Here is a 24,009-nt window from a genome sequence, read left to right on the forward strand (position 1 = left end):
CTCTGCGTTTTTTCTTACGTTTGTGGGTTGCGATTTTTCTGCGCTTTCTCTTTTTTCCGGAAGGCATTCCTTCCTCCTTATATCAAGCCTGTTCTGTCAAATTTCTAGTCGAGGTACTTTTGTAAAACTTTATTTTTCCGCATATTGGATAACATCGCTTTGATCTCACCCACACCCTCTCTTGAAGTCACTAGGAGTACATCTGGTTCTTCCACAACGATGAGATCCTTCACACCGAGAAAGGCGATGAGCTCTTTCTGAACCGATGAAATATTCCCGGACGCTTTGTGGTAATGCACTTCTTTCCCTTGGTGGTGGTTCTTCTCTTTATCACCAGGCAAAATTCGTTCGAGTGACATCCAAGACCCCACATCATCCCAATTGAAGGTGGCTTCCACCATCCTGATGCGATTGGATTTTTCCATGATGGCAGTATCGATCGCTTCGGAAGGCAACATTTGGAATGCAGTTTTCAAATCGCCAAAATTCTTAAAAGGAAATCCATTTTTGAGAGGTCCCAAAATATGAGGGGCATGCCGTTCGAGTTCAGAAAGAATGGTTTCGGTTCGGAAAAGGAAAATCCCTGGGTTCCAATAAAAATTCTTTTTTTTGATGTATTTGAGTGCGGTTTTGAAATCAGGTTTTTCAAAGAAGGCTTTAACCGTATAACCAACATCAGTTGGTTTTCCAGTGCTGATATAACCATACCCCACTTCTGGTCGGTTTGGTTTGACGCCAAGTAAAACCATTCCATTGGCCGTTTCGTAAAGGGCCTGTTCGATGGTTTTTGTGAATTCTCTTATGGGATCAATGAAGGCATCGGCAGATAAAACAATGAGATTGGGGTTTCCGTATTTTTTTTGGAAGTAGAGGGCTGAAAGGGCGATGATGGGGGCTGTATTTTTCCCTTCCGGTTCGATGATGAAATTTCCCGATGGGAATTTTGGATCTTTTTTTAGGATTTCCGCTTTTAGAGTGGCATTGGTTCCAATGTAAATCCGATCCAGGGTTGTGATCGTGAGGGCCCTATCGATCGTCTCTTTTAAGAGGGTTTTGTTGGAATATACTTTTTGGAGCTGTTTAGGGGAATTGGTGCGGGAACGAGGCCAAAACCTCTCCCCCTTTCCTCCCGCCATAATCAGAACCACTGGTGATTCTTTTGGTAATTTTGCCATAGGGTTTGGAACCAGAATTTAGAAAGGGAAAGAGAGGAAAACTAGAAAAGAGTTATGCCCCACCTGCTTCTTTCGGTGTTTCCTCACTGTGGAGTTTGATCGGTTTTGCAGGGATGATGGTAGAAATGGCGTGTTTGTAGACCAAATTCTGTTTGTTTTCGTTTTCTAAAATGATGGTGAAATTGTCAAAACTGACAACCTTTCCTTTTAAAGGCACTCCATTTAACAAGTAGATGGTGAGATCAATTTTCTCCTTTCTTGCTGTGTTTAGAAGTTGGTCTTGGATGTTATTTTTTGCCGACATTGGAAATCCCGAGTGTTCTCTCTATCTTTGTTCTATATTTGTATACAGTTGGACAGCGGCATCATAAGAAATGGGCGAAAGGAATGATTCTTTTTTGAACCAAGTAATTTGCCTCTTCGCATAATTTCTGTGACTTTGCGCCAGCTGTTCAATGAATGTATTACTGTCTATCATTCCATTTAGGAATGCAAGCGCAAAATTGTAACCTAAGGTGCGGAGTCCAGGACAGTCTGGTCCATACTTGGAAACCACAAGTTTCGTTTCTTCTAACATTGCACTTGCGATCTCTTCCACACGTCCGTTGATTCGTTTGTAAAGAATTTCTCTAGGCCAATCCATCCAATGGCCGATGAGTTTCACGGTTGGATGGTCTGCCAAATACCCACCTACCGTTTCTTTGGAAACATCTGACCACAAAACTCCTGTGAGTACAACCTCCAAAGCCCGTTTGATCCGGTATCCATCTTTTTCGGAAAGGGTTTCCATTGCTTTCGGATCTTCCTTTTGCAAGAGTTCCCTTGCTCGTTCTAAAGAAAGTTGGGATACGTAGACTTTTGTTTCATTGGGTACATTTGGTACGGGATACATACCGAGTAAAAATGCTCTCAGGTAAAACCCAGTCCCTCCAATGAGGAAGGGAATTTTTCCGCGACTTTGGATGTCTCTGATTGCCTCCCTGGCCAAAAGGGAAAATTGGTTGGCATTGATGCTTTCATCAGCGTTTAAAAAACCGACGAGCCAATGTCGTATGGTGGAAGATTCTTGGGGAGTGGGTGCCGTAGTGCCTACCGGAAGGTCCCGGTAGACTTGGCGCGAGTCAAAAGAAACAATTTCAAATCGTTTAGGGTCGAGTGCTTGCGAAAGAGAGGTTTTTCCAGAACCGGTAGGTCCACCAAGGATGGGAAGGATCACTCCTCTTCCTCGGCAACGACCTCCTCTTCTTCGGCCTCTTCTAATTCTTCCGTTTCTTCTAAGAGTTCATCATCTTCAATGACTGGTTCTTCCTCTTCTTCCACTTCGTATTCCGAACTGCGAATGGCAGCCATTCGGGATTTGATCGCTGGTTTTGCCAACTGGTCAGCTCCACATTTGGGGCATTTTTTTTCGGGTTTGTTCAAATCATAAAACTTCGTTCCACAGGAATAACAGCTGAATTTCTTTCCGAGTGGGTTGTTCGGATCGATTTTCACGGCAGGAGCTTTGGCCCCGGGGGCTTGTTTCTCCTTCGCGGTTTGGGCTGTTTTCTGCGCCGGCACGGCTTTCGCCTTGGTAGCTGGGGCTTTTGACCCGGCTACTGACTTTTTGTTGTCTTCCTTCGGGGAAGAGGACTTGGAGTCCTTACTCGACTTTTCTTTGGCTACCACCTTCTTTTTGGGTGGGGCCTGCTTCTTTGCTGCTTTTTTTGCGACCATAAACGTACTTTTGACAGTTTTGGGAATCCCCTCTCTGGGACAACCTTTTTGAAATTGGACGGTTTTCTCCTGGATGAAAATTAATGAAAAGTTTTTTTTTTCCTATGACCCAATTAAGTGTCAATGTCAATAAGATCGCCACTCTCCGCAATTCACGAGGGGGTTCTCTCCCCCATCTCCTGAAATTATCAGAACTCATTTTGGATTCAGGTGCTCACGGGATCACTGTTCACCCTCGTTCTGACGAAAGGCATATCACCAAACAAGATGTATTCGAGTTACAGGAGTTTTTACAAGGATACAATCAAAAAATTACTAAATTAGGATTTTCTAAAAAAGAATACAATATCGAAGGCGAACCAAGTGAACGCTTTTGTGAGCTTGTACTGAAAGCAAAACCCGACCAAGCCACACTCGTTCCTGTCAAACCTGGGGAAATCACTTCTGACCATGGATTTGATTTTGGAAATCCTATGACTTTCAAAACCTTACAACCGATTGTCAAAACCTTACGAGAGGAAGGGATCCGAGTTTCTTTGTTTATGGAAACGGATTTTCGGTATTACGACCAAGTGGTTGCCCTCGGTGCCGAACGGATTGAACTCTACACAGGGCCCTTTGCCCATGCATACGATCTGTCCAAAACGGAAGGAATGAAAATTTTTGACTCCTACCAAAAAGCAGCCATCGAAGCAAACAAACTCGGATTAGCTGTGAATGCGGGCCACGACTTGGATACAAATAACTTGTTAGTATTTTCCCATTTGCCTTTTTTAAAAGAAGTATCCATTGGCCATAGATTGATCTCACAAAGCCTTGTGGATGGATTGGAAAAAACAGTGAAAGACTATCTCAGAGTTCTTTCGCAAGGGAGCGGATCTTAACATACTGAGGGTCTTGTTCGATGAGGAGCTTTGCTGCTCGTTGCAGGGCTTCTGCCATCATCGCTTCTGCCTTTCCCTTACGTTTGGTGACTTGCACTTCCGATAAAAATTGTTTTAAGGCTTCTTTTGCTTGCCCTTCATTTCCAGAATTCGAAGCCAATTTTACTTTTTTCCAAGCTTCTGTGATGGGTGTTTGGGAACGGTTTGGACCGGTTCCAAACGAAACACCAGTCTGAGAACCCACAGCGACATTGGCAGTGACCGCACTGGCAGTGGCTCCCACCATTTCTTTCCCAGAGTCACCTCGGTGGTATCCAGAGGTGTCCCAAATTTTGGTAAAGGGGTCTGTTTTCATTTGGTCAGCAAGTAACCGTTCTTTGTAAGAGACATTGGCGTTTCTCACTTCTTTTAAGAGTGCAATTTGTTCGTTTGATTCTAAAGTCTGAAAACAATTCACAAAAGAACCTCGTTTTAAGGATTCCTTTGTGAACACCCCTCGGCTGATTAAAAATTGAAATTTTGGGTAGAGTAGGGTTTTGCCTTCGCGGCAGCCAATTTCCAATTCTGAGAGGGTAGAGAGGACTTCCCCATCATAAGAATGGGATTTGAGATCGGAAAGGTTACCGGATTTTTCTGCGGAGATTCGCATCATATTTTTGTAAAGTGTGTCATTTGGACTTTTGTCCAAAGCCTTTCGAAAGCCTGTGTAACTTTCGTTGTAATTCCCCCTTTGGAATTCGAGAAGGCCCCACATATAACAAAGATAGCCATCATCTGTATCTTTTGTTCGACAAACATACCTTAGACGAGACATGGCATCTTCTTTCGCCGATGGATTTTCCCAAACATCGAGCAAAACCTCTTCTAAAAAAAGAAGGGTCTCCAAGCTGTATGGATTGCGATTGGGATTCTTACCAGGTTCCGAGGAACAAAACCCAAAAGTAAGGGTGAAAATCAGGACAACGAATGCGCGCATGCCACCGTCTATGATATACGTGTGTCCTAGTTTTGTCCCAATTTTTTTTGTGTTGCCTACACCGGAAATTCGGAAATTCTTAGGATAATCTATCCACTTTACGAGAGATCCCTTGAAACGATTTGTTTATCTACTATCCTTTTTCACCATTCTCAGTTTTGCCCTGCCGGTAGGGTTCATTTCCTGTGAACCAGAAGCAAAAAAAGCTCAAAAAACCGAAACGAAATTTGATTACAAAGACTTTGAAACTGTCATTCGGACAGTTGACAAACTCTACATCGACAAACACATCAATGTCAATCGTGCGTATACCGATGCTGCTAGTTTTGCTTTTTTAAGTTTACCTCACCCTCTTTATATTTACCCAGAAAGTTATTTCAAAGAAAGGGAAAAGTACGATGATAAGGAAGACCTTTGGCCGGGTTCCACGTTTAAGATCTCTCCTTCTGATAAATTTGTGATTTTTGATCCTGATTATGTTCAGGTGGAAAAAATCCAGAAAGAAAAACGCAAAAAAAACGAAAACAGAAAACTCTCTGATGCAGAACTCAAAAAACTCATTGAAAAAGAAAAATTAAAAAAATCGGTGATCTCTGCTCGATGGGAAGAAATCAATTTCTCACGAAAAGATTTTGACCGAGTGATTGCTTACATCAATGACAACTTAGATAAATACAAAACTCCAGTTCTCAAAGGGCTTGTGGAACTAGATGGTGAACTTCCAGAAGAAGAGGAAGACGAAAAGAAAGAATTTCGCATGGAACAAGTGTTTGTTGCTGCGGCCAATGGTTATTTAAATTCGTTAGACCCTCACTCCAATGTATTTTTGGAAGAAGTATGGGAAGAGTCCATGTCCAAAATCAGTGATGGTTCCTTTGAAGGGATTGGTGCCATTCTTTCTGGTGGAGGGAGCCGAGAAGTCATCGTAGAAAATCCATTGGAAGGTAGTCCCGCTCTAAGGGCAGGGATTCGCAGTGGAGACAGCATCGTTGCCGTTGATGGAAAACTCATCAAAAATTTATCTTTAGACAAAGTGGTTAAAAAAATCAAAGGTCCAAAGTCCACCAAAGTTGTGTTAACCATTTCAAGAAAGGGAAACACGGGAAAATTTGATATCGAAGTGGTTCGTGATAAAATCACAATCAAAAACGTTACCTACCATCTCGTAAAAGAAAATCCACAAGTTGCTTACATCAAACTCACGGGATTTGTCAAACCAGGGCCTGGAGAGGCGCCGATCGACACCCAAATTGCCGAAGCATTGGCGGAAATGGAACGGACCGCAAAAGAGAGCGGAAAGCCACTGAAGGCAGTGATTCTCGACCTAAGAGGGAACTCTGGTGGGTTTTTGGATTTAGCTGTGGATATTGCTGATATGTTCATCGAAAAAGGAATGATTGTTTCCACAAAAACTCCTGGTAGAAGTGATGATGAAAAGTATGCCAAAATTAAGGATATCACAAAACTTCCGTTAGCAATACTGATGAATTCGAAATCCGCTTCTGCATCCGAAATTGTTGCCAGTGCCATCCAACACCATGGAAGAGGGATTTTACTCGGAGAACGTACGTTTGGAAAAGCAACGGTCCAAACCTTAAAACATTTGGACAACAATCCAAATTACTTATTAAAAATCACAAATGCAAGGTATTACTCACCTTCCGGGAAAACCATCCAAGTGGTGGGAGTGTCTCCAGACATCGAAGTTTCGGAAGAAGCAGACGGATCCTTTCCGTTCCGTTACCGTGAAGAAGATATGTGGAACCACTTACCTCTCATCCCACACGAAGGTGTTGTGAAATCAAAATTTAACATCAATGCAATCAAAGAATATGCGAAGAAAAATGGTAAGGCTGATCTTTATTTAAAAGAACATTCGAATGATGCCATCAAACCTGATTACATGTTGATTCGTAGTTTGGATTACATCGAAGGAATGTTAAATTCAAAATAAGGATTTAACTTCGAAGTTAGAGTGTTAAATAAATTAGATTGGATACAATGTGACTCGAATTAAATCAGATTTTCTGATCATTGGTAGCGGCGTGAGTGGTCTGTTTACGGCTTTAAAATTAGCGCCGCTCGGATCCGTTGTTGTGGTCACAAAAAAAGCTGACTATGAATCCAATACCAATTATGCACAAGGTGGGATTGCATCTGTTTTTGATGATAAAGATAAATTTGAAGAACACATCAAAGATACTTTAGAATCAGGTGCAGGTTTATGTGACCTGGAAGCCGTCCGAGTATTGGTAGAAGAAGGTCCAACAAGGGTAAAAGAACTTTTAGATTTAGGTGTTCCGTTCACAAGAAACCAAACGGGGGAATTGGATTTAGCTCGCGAAGGTGGCCATAGCAAAAACCGCATCATCCATTCCCTCGACAGGACGGGAAGTGCAGTGGAACAATCCCTTCTCAACCATGTACATGCCAACGAGAACATTCGGATTTTGGAAAACCATGCCTGTGTTGACCTCATCACCAAACACCATTTAAAGGACAAAGAAAACCTTCCTTTACGATGTTACGGTGCCTACATCGTTGATACAGAAACTGGTGAAGTATTCCCTGTCCTTGCCAAAAAAACAATTTTGGCAACAGGTGGTGCTGGACAAGTGTATCTCCATACAACCAATCCAAACATAGCCACTGGGGATGGAGTCGCCAGTGCCTACCGCGCTGGTGCCATTGTGAAAAACATGGAATTTTACCAGTTCCACCCTACTTCACTTTTCCATGAACAAGGTAATAGTTTTTTAATTTCAGAAGCAGTCCGAGGTCATGGTGGAATCCTTCGCGAAATTGGTGGAAGGCCTTTTATGAAGGACTATCATACATTAGGTGAACTTGCACCAAGAGATATTGTAGCCCGTGCGATTGACGACACGATGAAAAAAAGAGGAGAACCACATGTTTTACTCGATATCACACATCGTCCCGCAAACGATATCATCAGCCATTTTCCATCCATTTATGAAAGGTGTAAAAAACTAGGAATTGATATCACTACCGATCCAATCCCTGTGGTTCCAGCTGCTCATTATATGTGTGGTGGGGTTGCCACTGATCTTTTAGGTCGAACCAATATTGCCGACTTATATGCATGTGGTGAAACTACTTGTACGGGAGTACATGGTGGCAATCGATTGGCATCCAATAGTTTACTAGAATGTTTGGTTTTTTCACATCGCATAGCAGAAGACATACGATCACAAGGCAAACTAAGTTATTCGAGTGAAACCGATTTGATACCAGATTGGAACAAAGAAGGAACTACGAATACCGAAGAATGGGTTCTCATTTCCCATGATTTAATCGAAATCAAAACGATTATGAGTAATTATGTGGGAATTGTCAGATCGGATATGCGACTCGAAAGGGCCCTTCGCCGTTTGAAATTGATTTCACAAGAAGTGAAGGACTATTACAATAGAACAACGGTATCTCTTGGTTTATTAGAACTTCGCAATTTAGTGAAAGTGGCGGAACTCATTGTCCGATCAGCACTGCTCCGAAAAGAAAGCCGGGGGCTCCATTACAGTACCGACTATCCAGAAGATAGAACTCCCTCTAGACAAGACACAATTCTTTCTCACAAATTATAATCCAAATCCTGCGCCAGGGACCCTAGCGGAAATCCTTTCTCGAAAGAGAAAGATTGTAGCGGAGGGCCCGGTCCATTGTAAAGAAAAATGTATTTTTAAGAGGAATGGGAGGCGCCCCACTAACACAATCCATGCGAAAGGATCATTAACCGCGCACACCTAATATTGTGTAAACGATACCGAAAACCACTGGCAAAATTGAATAACTGAAAACGTGGATGTAGTATCCTTTTTTTTCGCCCCATTTTTGTTTCATTGGTTCCAATTTCCAAAAAAAACTCGGTTTGTAAAGCCGCAAGACAAAGGTTGTGATCCCATAAATGATAAAAAAGATCCCAAGTCCAACTGTAACTATGTTCATAATTCTCCCTTAAGGTTTCAATTTAAGAAAAAGGGTGAACTTTCCAAGAAAAAAAATTTTTGAAATGCAAATCCCATTGTAAAAAGTTAACAAACATTCGTTTATCCCACCTCGTATAGCCAATAACACGTAAAAGGTTAGGTGGTTTATGATAAAATTCAAACTTTCGACAGAAGACAAACGATTCCATTTGTATTTCCCGTATTCGGAATCATTCGTAAAAATGATTAAGTCCATACCCAAATGGAATTATCATCCAGAAAAAAAAACTTGGTCTTTCCCGAATGAACCAAACACCATAAAACGAGTATTAGCTGATTTTTCCAATGAAGACATACGGATTGTTTTCAAAGAAATTCCAAAACAATGTGGTTTGTTGGAAGATTTTTTTAAAGGGGCTCGGGAACGAAATTTTAGTTTTTGCACAACAAAAACCTATTACTCACACTTACGCCTTCTCCTTACTTTTACAGGAAAATTACCAAACAATATCAAATCAAAAGACATCGAAAACTTTTTGGATTACCAAGTGAAAGAAAAATCTGTGAAATCAGCAACCGTTCGAAGTGCGAGGCAAGCCTTTAGTTTTTATTTCAAAGTTGTACGAAAACAAATCTTAAATTTAAATTTTCCAAAAATGAGTGGGGAACAAAAACTTCCCGAAGTATTAACCGCAGAAGAAACGAGGTCCATCTTCAATGCTTTACCAAATATAAAACACAAAATGTTACTTTTATTAAGTTACTCCGCAGGATTACGTGTTGGAGAGGTCATCCATCTAAAAACAAAAGACATTGATTTGGAAAGGAATATGATTCGAGTCACACAAGGAAAAGGCAAAAAAGATCGGTATACCATTCTTGCTTCTTCTCTGATAAACGAATTAAAAGAATACTTAAAAATCAGAGAATACAATTTACTGCTTAAATATAGTTTTAACGAAATGCGATCGATTGAATGGTTATTCCCTGGTATGGAAAAAAGACCTCTACACATTCGCACTGCAGAAACTATTTTTAACCAAGCAGTTGCAAAAGCAAAAATCAAAAAGAAAGTTACGTTCCATAGTTTACGGCATGCCTTCGCCACACATTTATTAGAACTGGGAACAGATTTGAGAATGATCCAAACTCTACTCGGACACGCAAGTGTCCGTACCACTCAAATTTATACAAAAGTGGCAAGAAGCCGTTTGGAAAATATCAAAAGCCCTCTCGACCAAATCCAAAAAAAAGATCCGAAATCGAACACCTAACCTAAGTATCACCTCCTAACAAAAAACAAATCTCAAACAAACATTGGGTAACCCAGGTTTACGATTTTTTTAAACATTCCCTCGCATCCGAATTCTGTATTCGTTTTCAAGTTGCAAGGAACAAAATCATAATAGATTACTGGTAGAAAGGGACAATGATGTTATCACGTTTCATTCAAAAAGAGAAATGGTTCATCGTCTAAGTTTCCGTTTGAAGGATTTGAGAATCAAAGATGGAAAAAAATCAATTAAAACAAAATGATCTGAAGAACAAACACGCATTCGATACTTTTTATTCCTCTATTACGCAAACCGAAATGGAAATCGTAACAAAATTAAAAGAAATCCTAAATTCATTCCCTGGCTTGGAAGAAAGAATTTCCTATTCCGTTTTGTACTATTTCCAAAATAGTCGCGTTTGTTTTATTTGGCCAGCATCCATCAAACCTGGTCCTAAGTCAGGGGTACAATTTGGTTTTTGTAATGGCTATCTATTGGAAGATCCAAAACAAATCTTAGAAAAAGGGAATCGCAAACAAGTGTATTGCCTTACGTTTCATTCCCCAAAGGAAATCAAATCATCCATCCTCATTCCTCTTTTAAAAAATGCATTGGACGTTGACCAAACAATTTATAAACAAAAAAAAACCAAAGGAGGTGTTTCCAATTGATTGGAACAGTTTCATCAGATTTCATTGGGTCTGGCAAGTCAGGAGCCCTTGTTAAGGACCTTTTGAAGGAGAGCCTCCATCGGAAGGTAAATATTTTTTTATCGTTTTAACGACTTGGGTCGATTTTTCTGAGGCATGGGAAATGATAAAATAGGATCGATATACATTTGCGATTTTGGTTCCTAATTCCAAAATTTTAATATGGTTGGCACTCTCCAAAACCCATTTTAATTTCCCTTCCAAAGTATAGGCAAGGGAATCGATCAAAAGGACTAAAAAATCCTCTTCTATTGTACCTTCTTCTTTTTGCAAAATTGAAAATAGTTTTATTTTTGAATCATTTTTGAGTTCCCTTTCTTCTTTTTCACTCAGTACTTCTATTTGCATATTGCGATATCCATTGATGAGAAGGAAAAAACGTTCTCTATCTTCACTTGAGAATAAAACCAATTGTTCGATGATGGGATTCAGTTGTTTTTTTAAAAAATCACCTATGTCACTGTTAGTTGATGAAATTAAATCAAATGGATGATCCAATTCATGTGCCATCTCTGCCGTAACATTTCCGATGGTTGCCAATTTTTCAGAAGTTAACAATTTACTTTGTGCGTCTTTTAACTCACGTAATTTTAATTCTAAAATTTTATTTGTCGAATGAAGGTTATCATTCGATACTTTTAGTTCTTCTGTCCGATTGAAAACCTCTCGTTTTAGATTCTCAGCATACTTTACATTCCATCGGTACTTCTGAAAAACCCAAATAACTAACAAAAATCCAATTACCGATACAAAAATCGATACGAGTAAACCATAATCTGGCTTTGGATTTGGATTGTATAAAAATCCTGTTAAATTTAGATTTTTTGGTAACATCCCAAAGTCAGAATACACATCCGCAATATGTTTCCATCTTCCTTCATACATGTAACCTATCTCTACAAGATTTGGTTGGACCAGTGATTCCATCTCATCAGCTTCAAATAACAGTTGCTCCTTAGTAATATTTTTAGAGTACTTTTGGTAGATGAGATCAACAATTTCAGATTTATTTTTCATCGCATAACTCCAACCACGTAGGCTTGCTTCCCTAAATCGTTTTACACGATTGGGATTGGTCTGGATTTCGATCTGGCTTGTGAAAAGATTATCTCCGTAAAAATCAATACCAGCAGTCCTTGGAGAAAATACGACAACTGGAAAACCTAATTTTTTGAATTCGTAAGTTTGTGTTGTCGAATAACCGTCTAAGGCGGCAACTTTTCCTTCTACTAAATCTAAAAAACGAAAGCTATGTGGAATTGCTTTGAAATGATTCGAATCAAATTTTTCTTTTTTTAAAAATGCAAGAATTTCATAAACATGTGGAGACAACATAATCTTTTTTCCAAGTAAATCTTGGATACTTTGATTTTCATGGATTCGTTTGGTAAATAATACCGTGGGTGAATGTTGGAAGATGACCGCAATGACAACAATTGGATTTCCAGCATGCCATTGTAACAATACTTCGTTTGTACCAACGCCATAACGTGCTTCCTTTTCGGAAACATATTGGTGTAATCCTTCTATACCATGTTTACTTTCATGAATGGTTACATCCAAACCAACTTCTTTATAAAATCCCTTTTCTAGTGCAGTATAGTATCCTGCGAATTGGAATTGATGGATCCATTTTAAATGTAAATCGACATGATCTCTGGATCGAATTGGTTGGGAATATAGAATCAATCCAAAACAAAATAGGAAACATAATAACTGTTTCTGGCGCGGCAACATTCGTAGTTCTCACTCAATTTTCGCTTTGTTAGTCGAAAGTGACTAAGGCATATCGATTGGAAAAAATTTGGCAACCGCTAATTTCGAATTTTCTAGAATTTTAAAATTTTTATTACTATCATTTTCCTTTTCTACGGATGATCCACTCCGCAAATAAAAAATTGAGAAACCAACCAGCTCCCATCATCAAATCTCTTGGGACACCTGAAGGTTCTCCACCAACGATCACAAACCAAGGTAAATGTGTGAAGACTTGAGTGCCAGCACCCATTCCGATCGCATACCCTCGGATCATCCAATGGCTATGGAATTGGAATTTGCGACGTAAGGCAAAACCAAATCCCACAGCCAAACAGAACAACATCCAAAACCCAACGACCAATCGAATTCCGAATAACCAGTCTCCAACAGTTGGGACTTTGGGATATGCCAATGTGAGCCATATTCCTGTAATTGCAGATGTTAGTCCGAAAAAAACAAGTATCCTACCGGAAACACGGTGCCATTTGGGATATTTGTTTCGAAATCCAGGAGCAAATTGAAAAACACCTAAGGTACTATAAATGAGAACCGAAACGATATGAAAAAGGACGGGAATAGGATCATTAAAAAATCTTTGGTTTTCAACCGTATAACCAGACCCAGTTATCAGTTGGAAAATGCGTATGAGCCCTGCGAGACTAGGAACAAAACTTAGGAATAATAAAGAACCGATAATCCATTTATCTTTCTTTGTAGTGGAATTCGTTGCCATCAGAATTCAATAGAGAAATTTATTTCAGAAAGAGCAAGAAGGAAATCGAAATCTTAGAGCAAATAAATCCATATCAATTCGAAAATTAAAACTTACGTTTGCGAATACTTAAGTTTTATTCTCAAGACGTCACAAAAGAATTTGCAATGGTAGAAATCGTTTTTGCCACACTACTGATTGTCACACTGACTCGGTTTAAATCTTCCGAACTTTGTGCAAGCTCCTGCGCATTTCCTGATAACGAATTCACGCTCACAACCATATCCTCAGAAGTCCTTTTTTGTTCCTGACAAGATGTTTCAATTGATTCGGCTAGTGATTGGAGTTCTATTAGTTCATTTGATACATTGGTTAAACTATTGGATTGGGATGAAATTTCACTTTTTAACTTGGTAACACCCATTTGGATTCGATTGGATTGTCCAACAATTTCATTTAGTACATTCACCGTTTCATTCACATGGTCAATTCCTGCATTCACTGCCGTATCAGATTTTGTAATTAAGACCATTATATTTTTCACAGATGTTCTCGTTTTGTCGGCTAGTTTGGATATTTCCTCCGCCACAACGGCAAATCCCTTTCCTGCGTCACCAGCCCTTGCCGCTTCAATACTCGCATTTAAAGCAAGTAAATTGGTTTGTTCCGATATATCGGTAATCAATCCCACAATCCCTGAAATCTCTTTGGTTGCCACTCGAATCTCTTCCATTGATTGGTCTGTACTTCGGATGGATCCATTTCCTTTCTCAGCTAACTGTGTTGATGTGACGGATTCAATTGATAACTGTGATAATTCTTTTTCAATATTGACGATGGAATATTCAATATTGCGAATCTCTTCTGCAATTTTAGATATGTTTTTGGTTTCATCCGTAATGGAGCCAAACATAACTTCAAAAGAAGAAGATAATTCTTCCAAAGAAGCGGCAGATTCTTCTGTAGTTGATGCGAGTCCTGCGGCATTGTCGGATACAGAAGAGGCATCATGTTTCAATTGTTCTGAACTTTTTTCAACTTGGTTAACAGAATGTTTGAGTTGTACGATGATATCGTGCAATTGACTTAGGAAACGATTGATAGAGCCTGAAATTTCACCAATTTCATTTTCGCCAAAGGAAGGTAGTTTTTTTGTTAAATCTGCATTGCCACTCGATAGTTCTTCAATTTTGACTAATATGGTTCTTAAAGGTAGGTTGATACTTTTGAAAATGATCCATATCAATGCGATTGATAAACTCAATGCGATCATTACAATGATAAAGTTCATCATTCGTTGCCATCTTTGTTCTGAAACCCTATCTTGGAGTATGTTTTCTAGAATCAGAATTGATTCATTTTGAATGTCGGAACCAAGGGATGTACCTTTATGAATGATGGAAAATAATTCATCAGCTGACTCTGGTTTAATGGTTTCATTCAAAAATACTTTTTTTAGTTCTTCCACATAGGATTTACACTTGGTTTTAACTTGTGTGATGTTATCTTTGATTTTAGATTGGTATTTCAATGCACTTTCTAAAGATTTCGTATTTGAATTCTCTATATTGAGGCAAATTGTTTCAATTCCATGAATCGATAAAATCGCTTTTGTATTGCTCGTATCTAAAAATTGTTTTTTGTTTCTATTTTCACCTAAATATTCATCCCGTATCACTTCCTTAAGCACTGCTACATGTTTCCATAACTCTGGGACTTGGAATAAAATAATATCCATTTGGTAATACGATTCAAGTTCTGGATCTAAAATCAGATGAGAAAAATCACCGATTTTGATTGCGAGGGATTGGGTATGATGGATAAACTGATGCGCAGAATTTGTATCAAAACTCTTCACTTTTACATCCTGATTCCAATCCTTTACTTGATTGATCTCTTCCGTCATGATGCCTGACGTAAGGATGAGCTTTGTTCCTTCCGACACAAGGGGAACCAATTCATCGGTAGATTCATTTCCAATTTTTAGTTTCGTAAGCCCAACCTTCAAAACAGAGTAAACTGGCTTAAGAATTTGGATTCCTTTTAACTCCTTTGATGTGAATTCGATATCTGCATTTTGCATCCGAAGGAAAAGAAAAAGTAAAATGAGTAAAAATAAAAGGATGGGAATTGGAAGTAAAATGATCCTGAAACGAATCGAGACATTTGAAAAATAGGCATTCATACAGTTTTCACTTCCTTCATGGAAAACTATGTAGTGTTTCGAAACTTTTAAATTAGAAAATAAAAAAATAAAAATTTGCCAAAATAATAGAATAAAGCCGGCCAAACGACCAACTCATAGATGAAAATAGGAAAAGTACTAAAATACCTATACGATCACCTAACTTACGCTAACTAAATATGACAATTTTAGTTCAGTCTCTCGATTCAATTTCCAATATTTTGGGGATTTGGAGGAAAATCATTCCAAAGAATTACATGGGTTTTTGCCAACCCATAAGTTGGAAATAAATTTCCATACAGAACCTATCTCCTTTTCATTACATGTGACAACAAAAGTCTTAAGTACCTTAACACTTGTTCCAAATTTCCCAATGAATTCGAGTTCTTTTTGAAAATTGGTTCGGGCGCCGCAAAGCATCCATGGATGGATGCGAGCGGGAGCTTTGGCCAGGGAGGGCCAAGCGAACGCAAGGCGCCCAAACTAATTTTCAAAACGTTTATTCGTTGAAGGGGAAATTTAACAAGTGGTTGGATGACGGGATTTCGCCTTACACGGTTCTCCCTTCCGGGTCGAACTCGTTCCAGGCCGTCTTTTGCGAGCCCTCGCACTTCCATGTGCTCGGTCGTTCTCGTTTAACGCCGATTAGGCAAGGTGTCTAACCAAATTGGCTACTCGAACTCTTTCGCAAAATCGTTCGAATCCCAATCCAATTGATTCCTAAGTACCTCAACACTTATCCCAATTTCCCGAATGAAGTTCGAATCTTTTTCCGAGAAAGCCAAGGGGCGCCGCAAAGCATCCACGGATGGATGCGAGCGGGAGCTTTGGCCATGGATGGCCAAGCGAACGCAAGGCGCCCCTTGGCTTTCTCGGAAAAACTATTTCGTTGAAGTGGGAAATTGATAAGTGGGTGGATGACGGGATTCGAACCCGCGACGACCGGTACCACAAACCGGGGCTCTACCGCTGAACTACATCCACCGTTTCTAGAACAATCATCGACCCGAGAGGGATTCGAACCCCCGACCAACTGCTTAGAAGGCAGTTGCTCTATCCAGCTGAGCTACCGGGTCAGATAGAACCAACTGATTCGGGATGACAGGATTTGAACCTGCGACCCTCTGTACCCAAAACAGATGCGCTACCACTGCGCTACATCCCGAGAAAGTCCTTGAAACACCAGTGTTTTTGGAAGAAGGACTGTGTCAACAAAAGGGAGATTTATTTCTTTAGGTTCTTGAGCCTTTCGAGTAGGACGGGGTGGTTAGGATTCTTTTGTAAGGCTTTGCGGTAGGCCTTCCATGCTTCCTCTGGTTTCCCATTGGTTTGCAAAAAGTACCCAAAGCTATCCAAATAGGCAGGATTATTCGGATCCAGCTCCAATGCTTTTTTTAAAGAACGAATGGCTTCTGCTCTTTCTTCAGCGGTTAACTTTTTTTTGAGAGCAAGTAGATACCCAAGTGAATTCAAACTGTTTTTATAATCAGGATTTGCTTTGAGGATCCTACGGTGGATCGAAATCGCATCTTCCAACCGGTGTGTGTATTCATAAACGTGGGCAAGAAAGGAAAGCAGTTTGGCATCATCCACTGCAATTTGCAATCGCTCTTTGATGATGGATTCTGCTAAATCCCATTCTTTTTGTTCTACTAACGAGAACACTTTTAAACGGTACACATTGTCTAACTCAATGAAACCAGGGTATTCACTTAAGATACGATCCAAAACTTGGATTGTTTTTTTGAAATTTTTGGTTTGGAAACAACATAAGGCAAAATTGTACAAGAGGATGGGATCTTCTGGATTTTGTAACAAAGCCTGGTCCAGAAGGTTTAATGCCATGGCATAATTGCCTTTGTTCATATAAGAAAGGTAATCATTATCATTCGCCATAGGTTTTATCTAGATTGTAATTCCTTTAGTCGACATTTCTCTGTTAGGTCCAATTGGATGGGTGTCACAGGGATTTTACCTTGGTAGTAAGCCTCAAAGTCAGTTCCCGTTTCTTCATCATGCCCGAGTAAACTTCCGTTTAACTGAAATTCGCTGACACCTTCTATGATTTGTTTTTTTTCATATTTTTCTGAATAACGGCGGCGCCCAAGCCTTGTGAATACAAGTTCGCTAATGGAACCCGTTCCACACACTTCCGGTGGCACATTTAGGTTCCAAATCTCCCCCGATTGGATTTGTGATTGGTATTTTTCTAAAAAATCTAACACAAGTTTGGCTTCCTTTTCGTACCCGTCCTCTGGATCGATGCGACCAGAACTGACAGCAAGCGAAGGGATTCCATGTAAGGCACCATGTTTGGCGGCCCCAACAGTTCCCGAATAATGGACATCATACCCCATATTGACACCTCTGTTAATCCCAGAGATCACAAAGTCAATTTTGGGAAAAATCTCAGCATACAATCCAATGTTCACACAATCCACAGGGAATCCATCTGCAATGTAATGGTTGTCATTGATTCGTTCCACTCGCATGCCTTGGAAAACAGTGAGGGCCATGGAGGTAACAGAACGTTCTTTCAAAGGTGCTATGAGATAGGTATTGTACGATTTGCCAAGGACACGTTCCAAGGCTTTGATTCCGGCGGAAGAAATCCCGTCGTCATTTGTGATGAGTAAATTCAATTAAAAACCGCCTGATACCGATTGCAGGACACTGGTTGCCGTGTACAAGTTCATTAAAAAAGGAAACAAAATCGTAAGTCCCAAGGCATAAAAAGAAAACCGGATCGAATCACGATTCCGGAGCTCATAAATGGATTTGAGCCCACGTGCAATGACTAAGCCATACAAAATAATGAATGTGAGTAATAAAAAAAATCCAGAACCAACTCCCGATAAACCAATTGCATGGAATACAATACAAACAGGAGCAAAGACAAGAAAAAGGATTGTTGAATGCCTTGCAAACATCACAAGGAACAAAAGTTTTTGTGACCTACCTTTTTTTTGTACGTAATAGTCAGCAACTAACGAATAAAAAAAAGGGAAAAATCGAAACAGTATCAAATTGGCAATGAATCCAAAAAACAAAAAGGACAAAGTGGATATGGTATATGGTGCTGATAGAATGCTCATCCCAACTGACAACGACAAGGCGGAAAGAATCGAAAACATCCAACTCGAAACGGGGCTCATCGCAAATGGAATCTCTTTTACTTCTTCGGAATAACGGAGTGGGTCAAGAAACACCAACTCCAAAGTATCTACCAAATCGAAGAAAAAATCTCTCATAACATCAATTTCCCAAGTGCAGTCGGCAAAATCACAAGCACTTGTGCTTGCATGAGAGAACGAATTTTTGCTGTTTGCGAACCTTCCCCTAAAAACTTCACACCGAGGGAACGGATCATCCTTTCAAAGGGAGAATACTCTTGTTCAAATAAAGGGATAAGGCCTTCGTATTGGCAAAGTTCCGAAAGTTTTTTATGAGCTTCCCTTCTACCGCCAATGTCATCCACAAGTTTGTTACGAAATGCATCTTCACCAGAGTAAATTTTTCCTTCGGCCAATTCTTCGATGGATTTTACGGTTTTGTTCCTTCCCTTAGCGACATCTTCCACAAACTTGCGATAGGTGTCTTGGAGTTGTTTTCCAATCATATCGTCTTCTTCGTTTGTCGAATCACGAAACGGTGAATACATATCTTTGTATTTACCGGCTTTGTAAGTGCGAACCCCCACTCCGTAACGGTCGAGTAACCCCTTCACATTCGGTGCAAAGGAAATGACCCCAATGGACCCTGTGATGGTACCGTTTTCCGCAAAGATATAATCAGAGGCAGCGGCAATGTAATACCCACCGGAAGCGGCGACGTCTTTCATACTCACTACGATCTTTTTCGACTTTCGTAAATGGAGCAGTTCGTTAAAGATTTCTTGGGATGCAGCCACAGTGCCACCAGGGGAATTGATCTCAATGAGGATCCCTTTGACATTTGTGTCCTCATCCAGTTCACGTAATTGGCGTAATACGGTATCGGCACCGGTAGAATCGAAAGTAGATTCCCCGGAATGGATTTCCCCAACAATGGGTATCACAACAGCTCCAATTTCACTGGCTTGGAAAAGACTCCCACCAGTCCCACTCGAAAAACGGGCAAGGCTTGATCCAGATACCAAGATGGCAATTCCGAGAATTGTGGCAATTGTGGAGAACAAAAAGGAGAGGAAGAGAAGGAATTGGTTTCTTTCCATAAACTCCCACTAAGAAAACCTTGCAAAAACCACAGTCAACTTTAATAATTCTTTACTTTTTTTTAGAAAAAGTTTATTTTCAGTGTACGGGTTAGCCGAAAATTAGACAGGTAGTCATAGGATTTATGTCCAGGCACCGCCGAGACATAAGGCCATTACCAAGGAAGGTAGGACATGGATGTTCGTCTCAATCGTCTCCTCAACTCAGCCGAAAAATTAATCCAGGACAAAAAGGACACCAAAGATGTCTCTGGGAAAACAGGAACCACTTTGCAAAAAGCGGAGGAAAAATCCGACTTTGTGGTGAGCCTTCCTGTTCAATACCACAATATCCAATCTCGGCTCACAGAATTACAAAAACAACTTTCCAAAGAACAATCTCGTATTGGTCTTTTGGAAGATACCACTCAAGAAGAAAACAAACTCAAAGAACTTTTGTTTGAGGGAGAACCACTCTTTCCTGAGTTAGGTGAAGGAAATGTTTCCAAACCAGAAATCTTAGAAACAAGCAAAGGTACCATTGCAAACCTTCTTGCGGAACTGAAGAAAAAAGAAGTGGAAGGGGAAAATATTTTTTCTCTTGGTATGATGCTTAGCCCAGAAGAATTTAAAGGAAAAATCGGATCAGTTTCTACTGCTTCCATGAAACCAATTTCTGAAACCATGGTCAAACGTCTCCTCGGCAGTTAATTGGAATTAAAACGAAGCCTCAATACTTTTGATTCCATTTCCGTTCTTTTCTCCTCCATGGTGGGGTCGGGGATTTTTTTCACTTCAGGTTATTTAATCAAAGAAACTGGTAACCTCTGGATCGTCCTCTTTTGTTGGATCATCGGTGGCCTCCTTGCTTTATCTGGTTCCATCACATACGCATATGCCGCTCGCCTCCTTCCCTTTGCAGGGGGAGACTACGTGTACCTCAAAGTAGCTTACTCACCAGCGATTGCCTTTATGAGTGGTTGGTCCTCCCTACTCACCAATTTTTCTGCCTGTGTTTCTGTACTTGCCTTAGCCTTCGGAAAGTATGTACAAATTTTATTTCCAGAACTCCCTTACTTTGAATCACCCACCTACACTCTCTTTGGCCTCGATTTACAGGTGAGCTCCACTACCCTCATTGGAATTTTACCCATTCTCTTTTTTAGTGTTTTGAATTATTTTGGAATCAAATCGGCTGTCCGAGTGCAAAATGTTTTTGCTGTGTTAAAAATCACTGGATTACTTTTGTTTTTGGCACTTGGTTTTTCGATTGGTTCCACACATTGGGGTTATTTATTCGAATCACCATTTCCGAATGTACTTGAATTGTCATTTTATTCCAAAGTTCTGATTGGAATCGTACCAGTTTCTTTTTCCTATCTTGGTTGGAATATGATCACCTACATTGCAGAAGAAGTAAAACAACCAGAAAAAACAATTGTTCGATCGGCGATCACAGCGTGTTTTCTTGTGGCTGGGCTTTATTTTGTGATCAATTTGTTATTTGTAATCTCCGCTCCCATCGAAGAGTTGGCAGGACAAGATGGGATTGGTGCGATCGCCTTTCAGAAGTTATTTGGTTCAAATTATTCCATATTAACGACTAGTTTTATTGCTTGGGTGATTCTTGGATCTATGTCTGCCATTCTTATCGGCGGGAGTAGGGTGTATTTTGCGATGGCAAGGGATGGAGTGTTTTTACCTAGTTTTTCAAAAGTCCATCCCAAATGGCATAGCCCATATGTTTCGATTTTTTTTCAGGCATTTGTGGCGATTCTCTTTTTGTTTGTAAAAGAAATTGAAGCCTTACTGTATATGATCACCTGTTCCATTCTCATTTTATCCTGTCTCACGGCAGCAACTCCATTCCGATTTGAAAAGATGGGAATGAAATCAGATTATAAAATTCCATTGTATCCGTTACCAATCTTTTTATATATCTTTGCCAATATTGCTGTCATGGTGATTTTATTCATCGAAAAACCAATCACGGCAAGTTGGGGACTCATGATCACACTCATTGCATTGCCAGTGTACTATCTATTTCGATTGGATAAAAAGATGATCAAAACAAAAGGGTAACAATCAATACGAACCAAACGTATGACTTACCTAGTTCTCACATAACCCGCATTATCCAAAATGAATCGTATATGAAACAAATAAAAATCACCATAGTTCTAATTTCAAATTTTGTATCTTGTATGACGATGCAATTGAATTATAAACTATACCCAAAAACAATACAAGAATCCTATACAATCAATTCAATCAATCACGTAGAGGAGGTAGACAAAAATACACTAAAATTTAATTTCCCAAATCAAAAATCAAATGTTGAGTATGCAAATTGTTTATTCATTTCCTATAGAAGTTTTACTTACTGCAATCCAAATGAAAAAAATCCAAACCAACATCTGCAATTGATCCATGACAATGACTTCAAAATATCCAACAAAAAAGGATTTATTTATTTTGATAAAGACTATGCTTTCATCCATTCAAACCTAAAAAACAATTTTTATGACGACAGCAATGGGCAATTCGGATTCCCTAAATCAATTGAAATTTCGGATGATGGTGAATCTCGGTATATAACATACAATAAACCGAGAGCAGATTTAAATGATGTTTGCTACTATGAAGTATTGAATCCCAAAACCAACAGGTTTGAATTCAAAGCAGATTGTAAAAATGTTAAATTCAAACTTCATCCGATGCAAAAAGTTAAAATCAAACCATTTATCTACTTAAATCAAATATCCGATCATGGATATTATAAAGTAACCTATTTGTTACCGACTGACAATCATTCCGTTTGGATTCTTTTGCGTCCTATTGATGGCAAATACATCGAATACCCAAGTATTTTATGGTATTTGGCTTATCCACCGGCGATCCTCTTCGATGTTATCACGTTTCCGATTCAAATTTTTGTGGTTCCATTTGGAAAAACCGCACTTGGCTAAGAAAATTTCGAATTCTAAATCATCTTATTAAGCGATTGACATAAATGTTTTGCCGATGATTGGCATCACATCATCTTTTGCGAGTACCCAAACCACATCCCCACCTTTTACCTGTGTGTTACCCGAAGGGATCAAAAATTGTTCCCCCCTTGCAATGAGTAAGATATGTGATTGTTCTGGTAGTTTGATTTCAAACAAAGCTTTATCAACAACGCTTGAGTTATATGGAACTATTAACTCTTGTAAGGTCATTCCAGGAAACTCTATGTTATCAAAGTCTGTTGGGCGATAAATTTTTCTGTCAGGGTCTTTCTTTAAAATTCCTAACCACTGTGCCACTCTTGGAATGAGAGACCCTTGGATGAGAAGAGAAACTAAGACAACAAAAAATACAATGTGAAAGAGTAAATCTCCCCAAACAAGTCCCTGGGCAATGGGGAACGTAGCAAGGATGATCGGAGATGCACCTCTTAGGCCCACCCAAGAGATAAATAATTTTTCTTTAATGGGTAAATTGACCTTCAATAGAGAAATGAAAACAGCAAGAGGCCTTGCAAATAAAATCAATAACACCCCAATGAGTAACCCTGGCACCCAAATGTCTGCCATCCTTGATGGATACACAAGAAGTCCAAAACATAAGAACATTCCAATTTGTAAGATCCAAACATATCCATTCAAAAAACGAAAGATTGATTTTTTGTGAATGAATTTGTTTCGACCGACTATGATCCCCGCAATGTAGACTGCCAAAAATCCATTCCCTTGGAATACAGTAGTGACAGCATAAATAAATGGAACCGATGCCGTGATAAAAACTAAATAAAGACCGTCATACCCGAGTTTGACGGAGTTCATTAGATACAAGATGAGAATTCCCATACTGTATCCCATCATCATTCCCACAAGGACTTGCATAACAAAAAAACGAAAAAATTGGAACCCACTAAAACTTGCATCTGCAGTGATGAGGTTCATAAAAATAGTGGTGAGGAGAACTCCTACAGCATCATTGGACCCGGATTCAAACTCGATGATTTTTTTTAAGTGTACGGGAAGGTCAGAGGAACCTGTTTTAAAGATATTAAATACAGAAGCGGCATCTGTCGCACTCACGATGGAACCTAGTAAAAACGATTCCATAAACCCAAGTACAGGAAATAAAAGATGGATGAGGACTCCTAAAATGAGTGCGGTGAGTACGGTCCCGACAATGGAAAGGCGTATTCCTACTGATAAAAAGTTTTTTAAACTATCCCACTCACTTTCAAGACCACCCAAAAACAAAATATAAATCAAAGCAAAAATTCCGATGGACTGGGCTAAACCATAGTCACTAAAATCAATCCCACCAGGACCATCAGAACCAGCTAACATACCAAAGGTTAAAAAAATAAGTAAGATTGGGAAACCAAATCGGAAAAAAAGTTTACTCGATAAAATAGAAAATATGATGAGTGTGGAGATTACGAGTGCTTGTAAGGTAAAACTATCAATCATGTATAGACCTT

General features: G+C 39.5%; 22 protein-coding genes and 3 tRNA genes. 8 read left to right on the forward strand and 17 right to left on the reverse strand.

Annotated features, from left to right (window positions below; translation table 11 throughout):
• Positions 1-104: 104 nt before the first annotated feature.
• The 4 genes from EHQ62_RS10720 to EHQ62_RS10735 are packed head-to-tail and all read right to left on the reverse strand — an operon-like array spanning position 105 to position 2,891.
• A complete protein-coding gene (locus EHQ62_RS10720) occupies positions 105-1,175 on the reverse strand; it encodes a mannose-1-phosphate guanylyltransferase (protein ID WP_135642671.1) in 1,071 nt (356 codons plus the stop codon).
• Between the two features lie 52 nt (positions 1,176-1,227).
• A complete protein-coding gene (hfq, locus tag EHQ62_RS10725) occupies positions 1,228-1,479 on the reverse strand; it encodes an RNA chaperone Hfq (protein ID WP_015676555.1) in 252 nt (83 codons plus the stop codon).
• A 21-nt stretch (positions 1,480-1,500) separates the two neighbouring features.
• Complete coding sequence (miaA, locus tag EHQ62_RS10730) at positions 1,501-2,391, reverse strand: tRNA (adenosine(37)-N6)-dimethylallyltransferase MiaA (protein WP_135642673.1); 891 nt, start codon at positions 2,389-2,391, stop codon at positions 1,501-1,503.
• Complete coding sequence (locus EHQ62_RS10735; RefSeq protein ID WP_135642675.1) at positions 2,388-2,891, reverse strand: FYDLN acid domain-containing protein; 504 nt, start codon at positions 2,889-2,891, stop codon at positions 2,388-2,390. Before EHQ62_RS10735 ends, miaA begins: the two co-directional genes overlap by 4 nt.
• 104 nt (positions 2,892-2,995) lie before the next feature.
• Here EHQ62_RS10735 and EHQ62_RS10740 point away from each other — a divergent pair, with 104 nt between their 5' ends.
• On the forward strand, positions 2,996-3,775 hold the full coding sequence (locus tag EHQ62_RS10740; protein WP_135642677.1) for a pyridoxine 5'-phosphate synthase: 780 nt from the start codon (positions 2,996-2,998) through the stop codon (positions 3,773-3,775).
• On the opposite strand, the gene EHQ62_RS10745 is transcribed toward EHQ62_RS10740, so the two are convergent.
• Positions 3,744-4,751: a hypothetical protein gene (locus EHQ62_RS10745; protein WP_135642679.1), complete on the reverse strand. Its 1,008-nt coding sequence runs from the start codon at positions 4,749-4,751 to the stop codon at positions 3,744-3,746. The two genes, EHQ62_RS10740 and EHQ62_RS10745, sit on opposite strands and share 32 nt — an antisense overlap.
• A gap of 112 nt (positions 4,752-4,863) precedes the next feature.
• Here EHQ62_RS10745 and EHQ62_RS10750 point away from each other — a divergent pair, with 112 nt between their 5' ends.
• Both EHQ62_RS10750 and nadB read left to right on the forward strand, forming a co-directional pair.
• A complete protein-coding gene (locus tag EHQ62_RS10750) occupies positions 4,864-6,705 on the forward strand; it encodes a S41 family peptidase (RefSeq protein WP_135642681.1) in 1,842 nt (613 codons plus the stop codon).
• A gap of 49 nt (positions 6,706-6,754) precedes the next feature.
• On the forward strand, positions 6,755-8,356 hold the full coding sequence (nadB, locus tag EHQ62_RS10755; RefSeq protein ID WP_135642683.1) for an L-aspartate oxidase: 1,602 nt from the start codon (positions 6,755-6,757) through the stop codon (positions 8,354-8,356).
• 145 nt (positions 8,357-8,501) lie between these two features.
• On the opposite strand, the gene EHQ62_RS10760 is transcribed toward nadB, so the two are convergent.
• On the reverse strand, positions 8,502-8,717 hold the full coding sequence (locus EHQ62_RS10760) for a hypothetical protein (RefSeq protein ID WP_135642685.1): 216 nt from the start codon (positions 8,715-8,717) through the stop codon (positions 8,502-8,504).
• A gap of 148 nt (positions 8,718-8,865) precedes the next feature.
• Between EHQ62_RS10760 and EHQ62_RS10765 the strand changes: the two genes are divergently transcribed.
• Positions 8,866-9,972, forward strand: coding sequence for a tyrosine-type recombinase/integrase (locus EHQ62_RS10765; protein ID WP_135642687.1), 1,107 nt, complete (start codon positions 8,866-8,868; stop codon positions 9,970-9,972).
• A 233-nt stretch (positions 9,973-10,205) separates the two neighbouring features.
• Positions 10,206-10,643 carry a DUF1801 domain-containing protein gene (locus EHQ62_RS10770; protein WP_135642688.1) on the forward strand — a complete coding sequence of 146 codons (438 nt, stop codon included), beginning with the start codon at positions 10,206-10,208 and terminating at the stop codon, positions 10,641-10,643.
• A gap of 51 nt (positions 10,644-10,694) precedes the next feature.
• On the opposite strand, the gene EHQ62_RS10775 is transcribed toward EHQ62_RS10770, so the two are convergent.
• From EHQ62_RS10775 to sppA, 10 genes are all read right to left on the reverse strand, one after another.
• Positions 10,695-12,419, reverse strand: a complete 1,725-nt coding sequence (locus EHQ62_RS10775; RefSeq protein ID WP_135642690.1) for an ABC transporter substrate-binding protein — start codon at positions 12,417-12,419, stop codon at positions 10,695-10,697.
• A gap of 118 nt (positions 12,420-12,537) precedes the next feature.
• Entirely contained in the window at positions 12,538-13,173 is a 636-nt protein-coding gene (locus tag EHQ62_RS10780; RefSeq protein WP_135642692.1) for a DUF2306 domain-containing protein, read from the reverse strand.
• Positions 13,174-13,294: 121 nt separating this feature from the next.
• Positions 13,295-15,337 (reverse strand): methyl-accepting chemotaxis protein, encoded by a 2,043-nt coding sequence (locus EHQ62_RS10785; protein ID WP_135642694.1) that lies wholly within the window; start codon positions 15,335-15,337, stop codon positions 13,295-13,297.
• 912 nt (positions 15,338-16,249) lie between these two features.
• Positions 16,250-16,321: transfer RNA gene (locus tag EHQ62_RS10790), tRNA-His, on the reverse strand.
• 18 nt (positions 16,322-16,339) lie between these two features.
• Positions 16,340-16,413, reverse strand: a tRNA-Arg gene (locus EHQ62_RS10795).
• Between the two features lie 17 nt (positions 16,414-16,430).
• A tRNA-Pro gene (locus tag EHQ62_RS10800) sits at positions 16,431-16,502 on the reverse strand.
• 59 nt (positions 16,503-16,561) lie between these two features.
• Positions 16,562-17,233, reverse strand: a complete 672-nt coding sequence (locus EHQ62_RS10805) for a tetratricopeptide repeat protein (RefSeq protein ID WP_135642696.1) — start codon at positions 17,231-17,233, stop codon at positions 16,562-16,564.
• Positions 17,234-17,238: 5 nt separating this feature from the next.
• Complete coding sequence (gene surE / locus EHQ62_RS10810) at positions 17,239-17,979, reverse strand: 5'/3'-nucleotidase SurE (protein ID WP_135642698.1); 741 nt, start codon at positions 17,977-17,979, stop codon at positions 17,239-17,241.
• On the reverse strand, positions 17,980-18,588 hold the full coding sequence (locus tag EHQ62_RS10815; RefSeq protein WP_135642700.1) for a hypothetical protein: 609 nt from the start codon (positions 18,586-18,588) through the stop codon (positions 17,980-17,982). It lies immediately after the preceding gene.
• The gene (gene sppA / locus EHQ62_RS10820) at positions 18,585-19,550 is read right to left on the reverse strand and encodes a signal peptide peptidase SppA (protein ID WP_135642702.1); all 966 of its coding nucleotides are present in this window, start codon (positions 19,548-19,550) and stop codon (positions 18,585-18,587) included. The genes EHQ62_RS10815 and sppA overlap by 4 nt, the downstream gene beginning before the upstream one ends.
• A gap of 174 nt (positions 19,551-19,724) precedes the next feature.
• Here sppA and EHQ62_RS10825 point away from each other — a divergent pair, with 174 nt between their 5' ends.
• The 3 genes from EHQ62_RS10825 to EHQ62_RS10835 all read left to right on the forward strand — a co-directional run bounded on the left by EHQ62_RS10825 (position 19,725) and on the right by EHQ62_RS10835 (position 22,498).
• A complete protein-coding gene (locus EHQ62_RS10825) occupies positions 19,725-20,240 on the forward strand; it encodes an LIC10415 family protein (RefSeq protein ID WP_135642704.1) in 516 nt (171 codons plus the stop codon).
• The gene (locus tag EHQ62_RS10830; protein ID WP_135642706.1) at positions 20,241-21,611 is read left to right on the forward strand and encodes an APC family permease; all 1,371 of its coding nucleotides are present in this window, start codon (positions 20,241-20,243) and stop codon (positions 21,609-21,611) included.
• 71 nt (positions 21,612-21,682) lie between these two features.
• Positions 21,683-22,498: a hypothetical protein gene (locus tag EHQ62_RS10835; RefSeq protein ID WP_135642708.1), complete on the forward strand. Its 816-nt coding sequence runs from the start codon at positions 21,683-21,685 to the stop codon at positions 22,496-22,498.
• Between the two features lie 27 nt (positions 22,499-22,525).
• On the opposite strand, the gene EHQ62_RS10840 is transcribed toward EHQ62_RS10835, so the two are convergent.
• Positions 22,526-23,998, reverse strand: coding sequence for a potassium/proton antiporter (locus tag EHQ62_RS10840; RefSeq protein WP_135642709.1), 1,473 nt, complete (start codon positions 23,996-23,998; stop codon positions 22,526-22,528).
• Between the last annotated feature and the right edge of the window lie 11 nt (positions 23,999-24,009).

Origin of the sequence: Leptospira jelokensis (assembly GCF_004769635.1) — a bacterium.
GTDB lineage: Bacteria > Spirochaetota > Leptospiria > Leptospirales > Leptospiraceae > Leptospira_A > Leptospira_A jelokensis.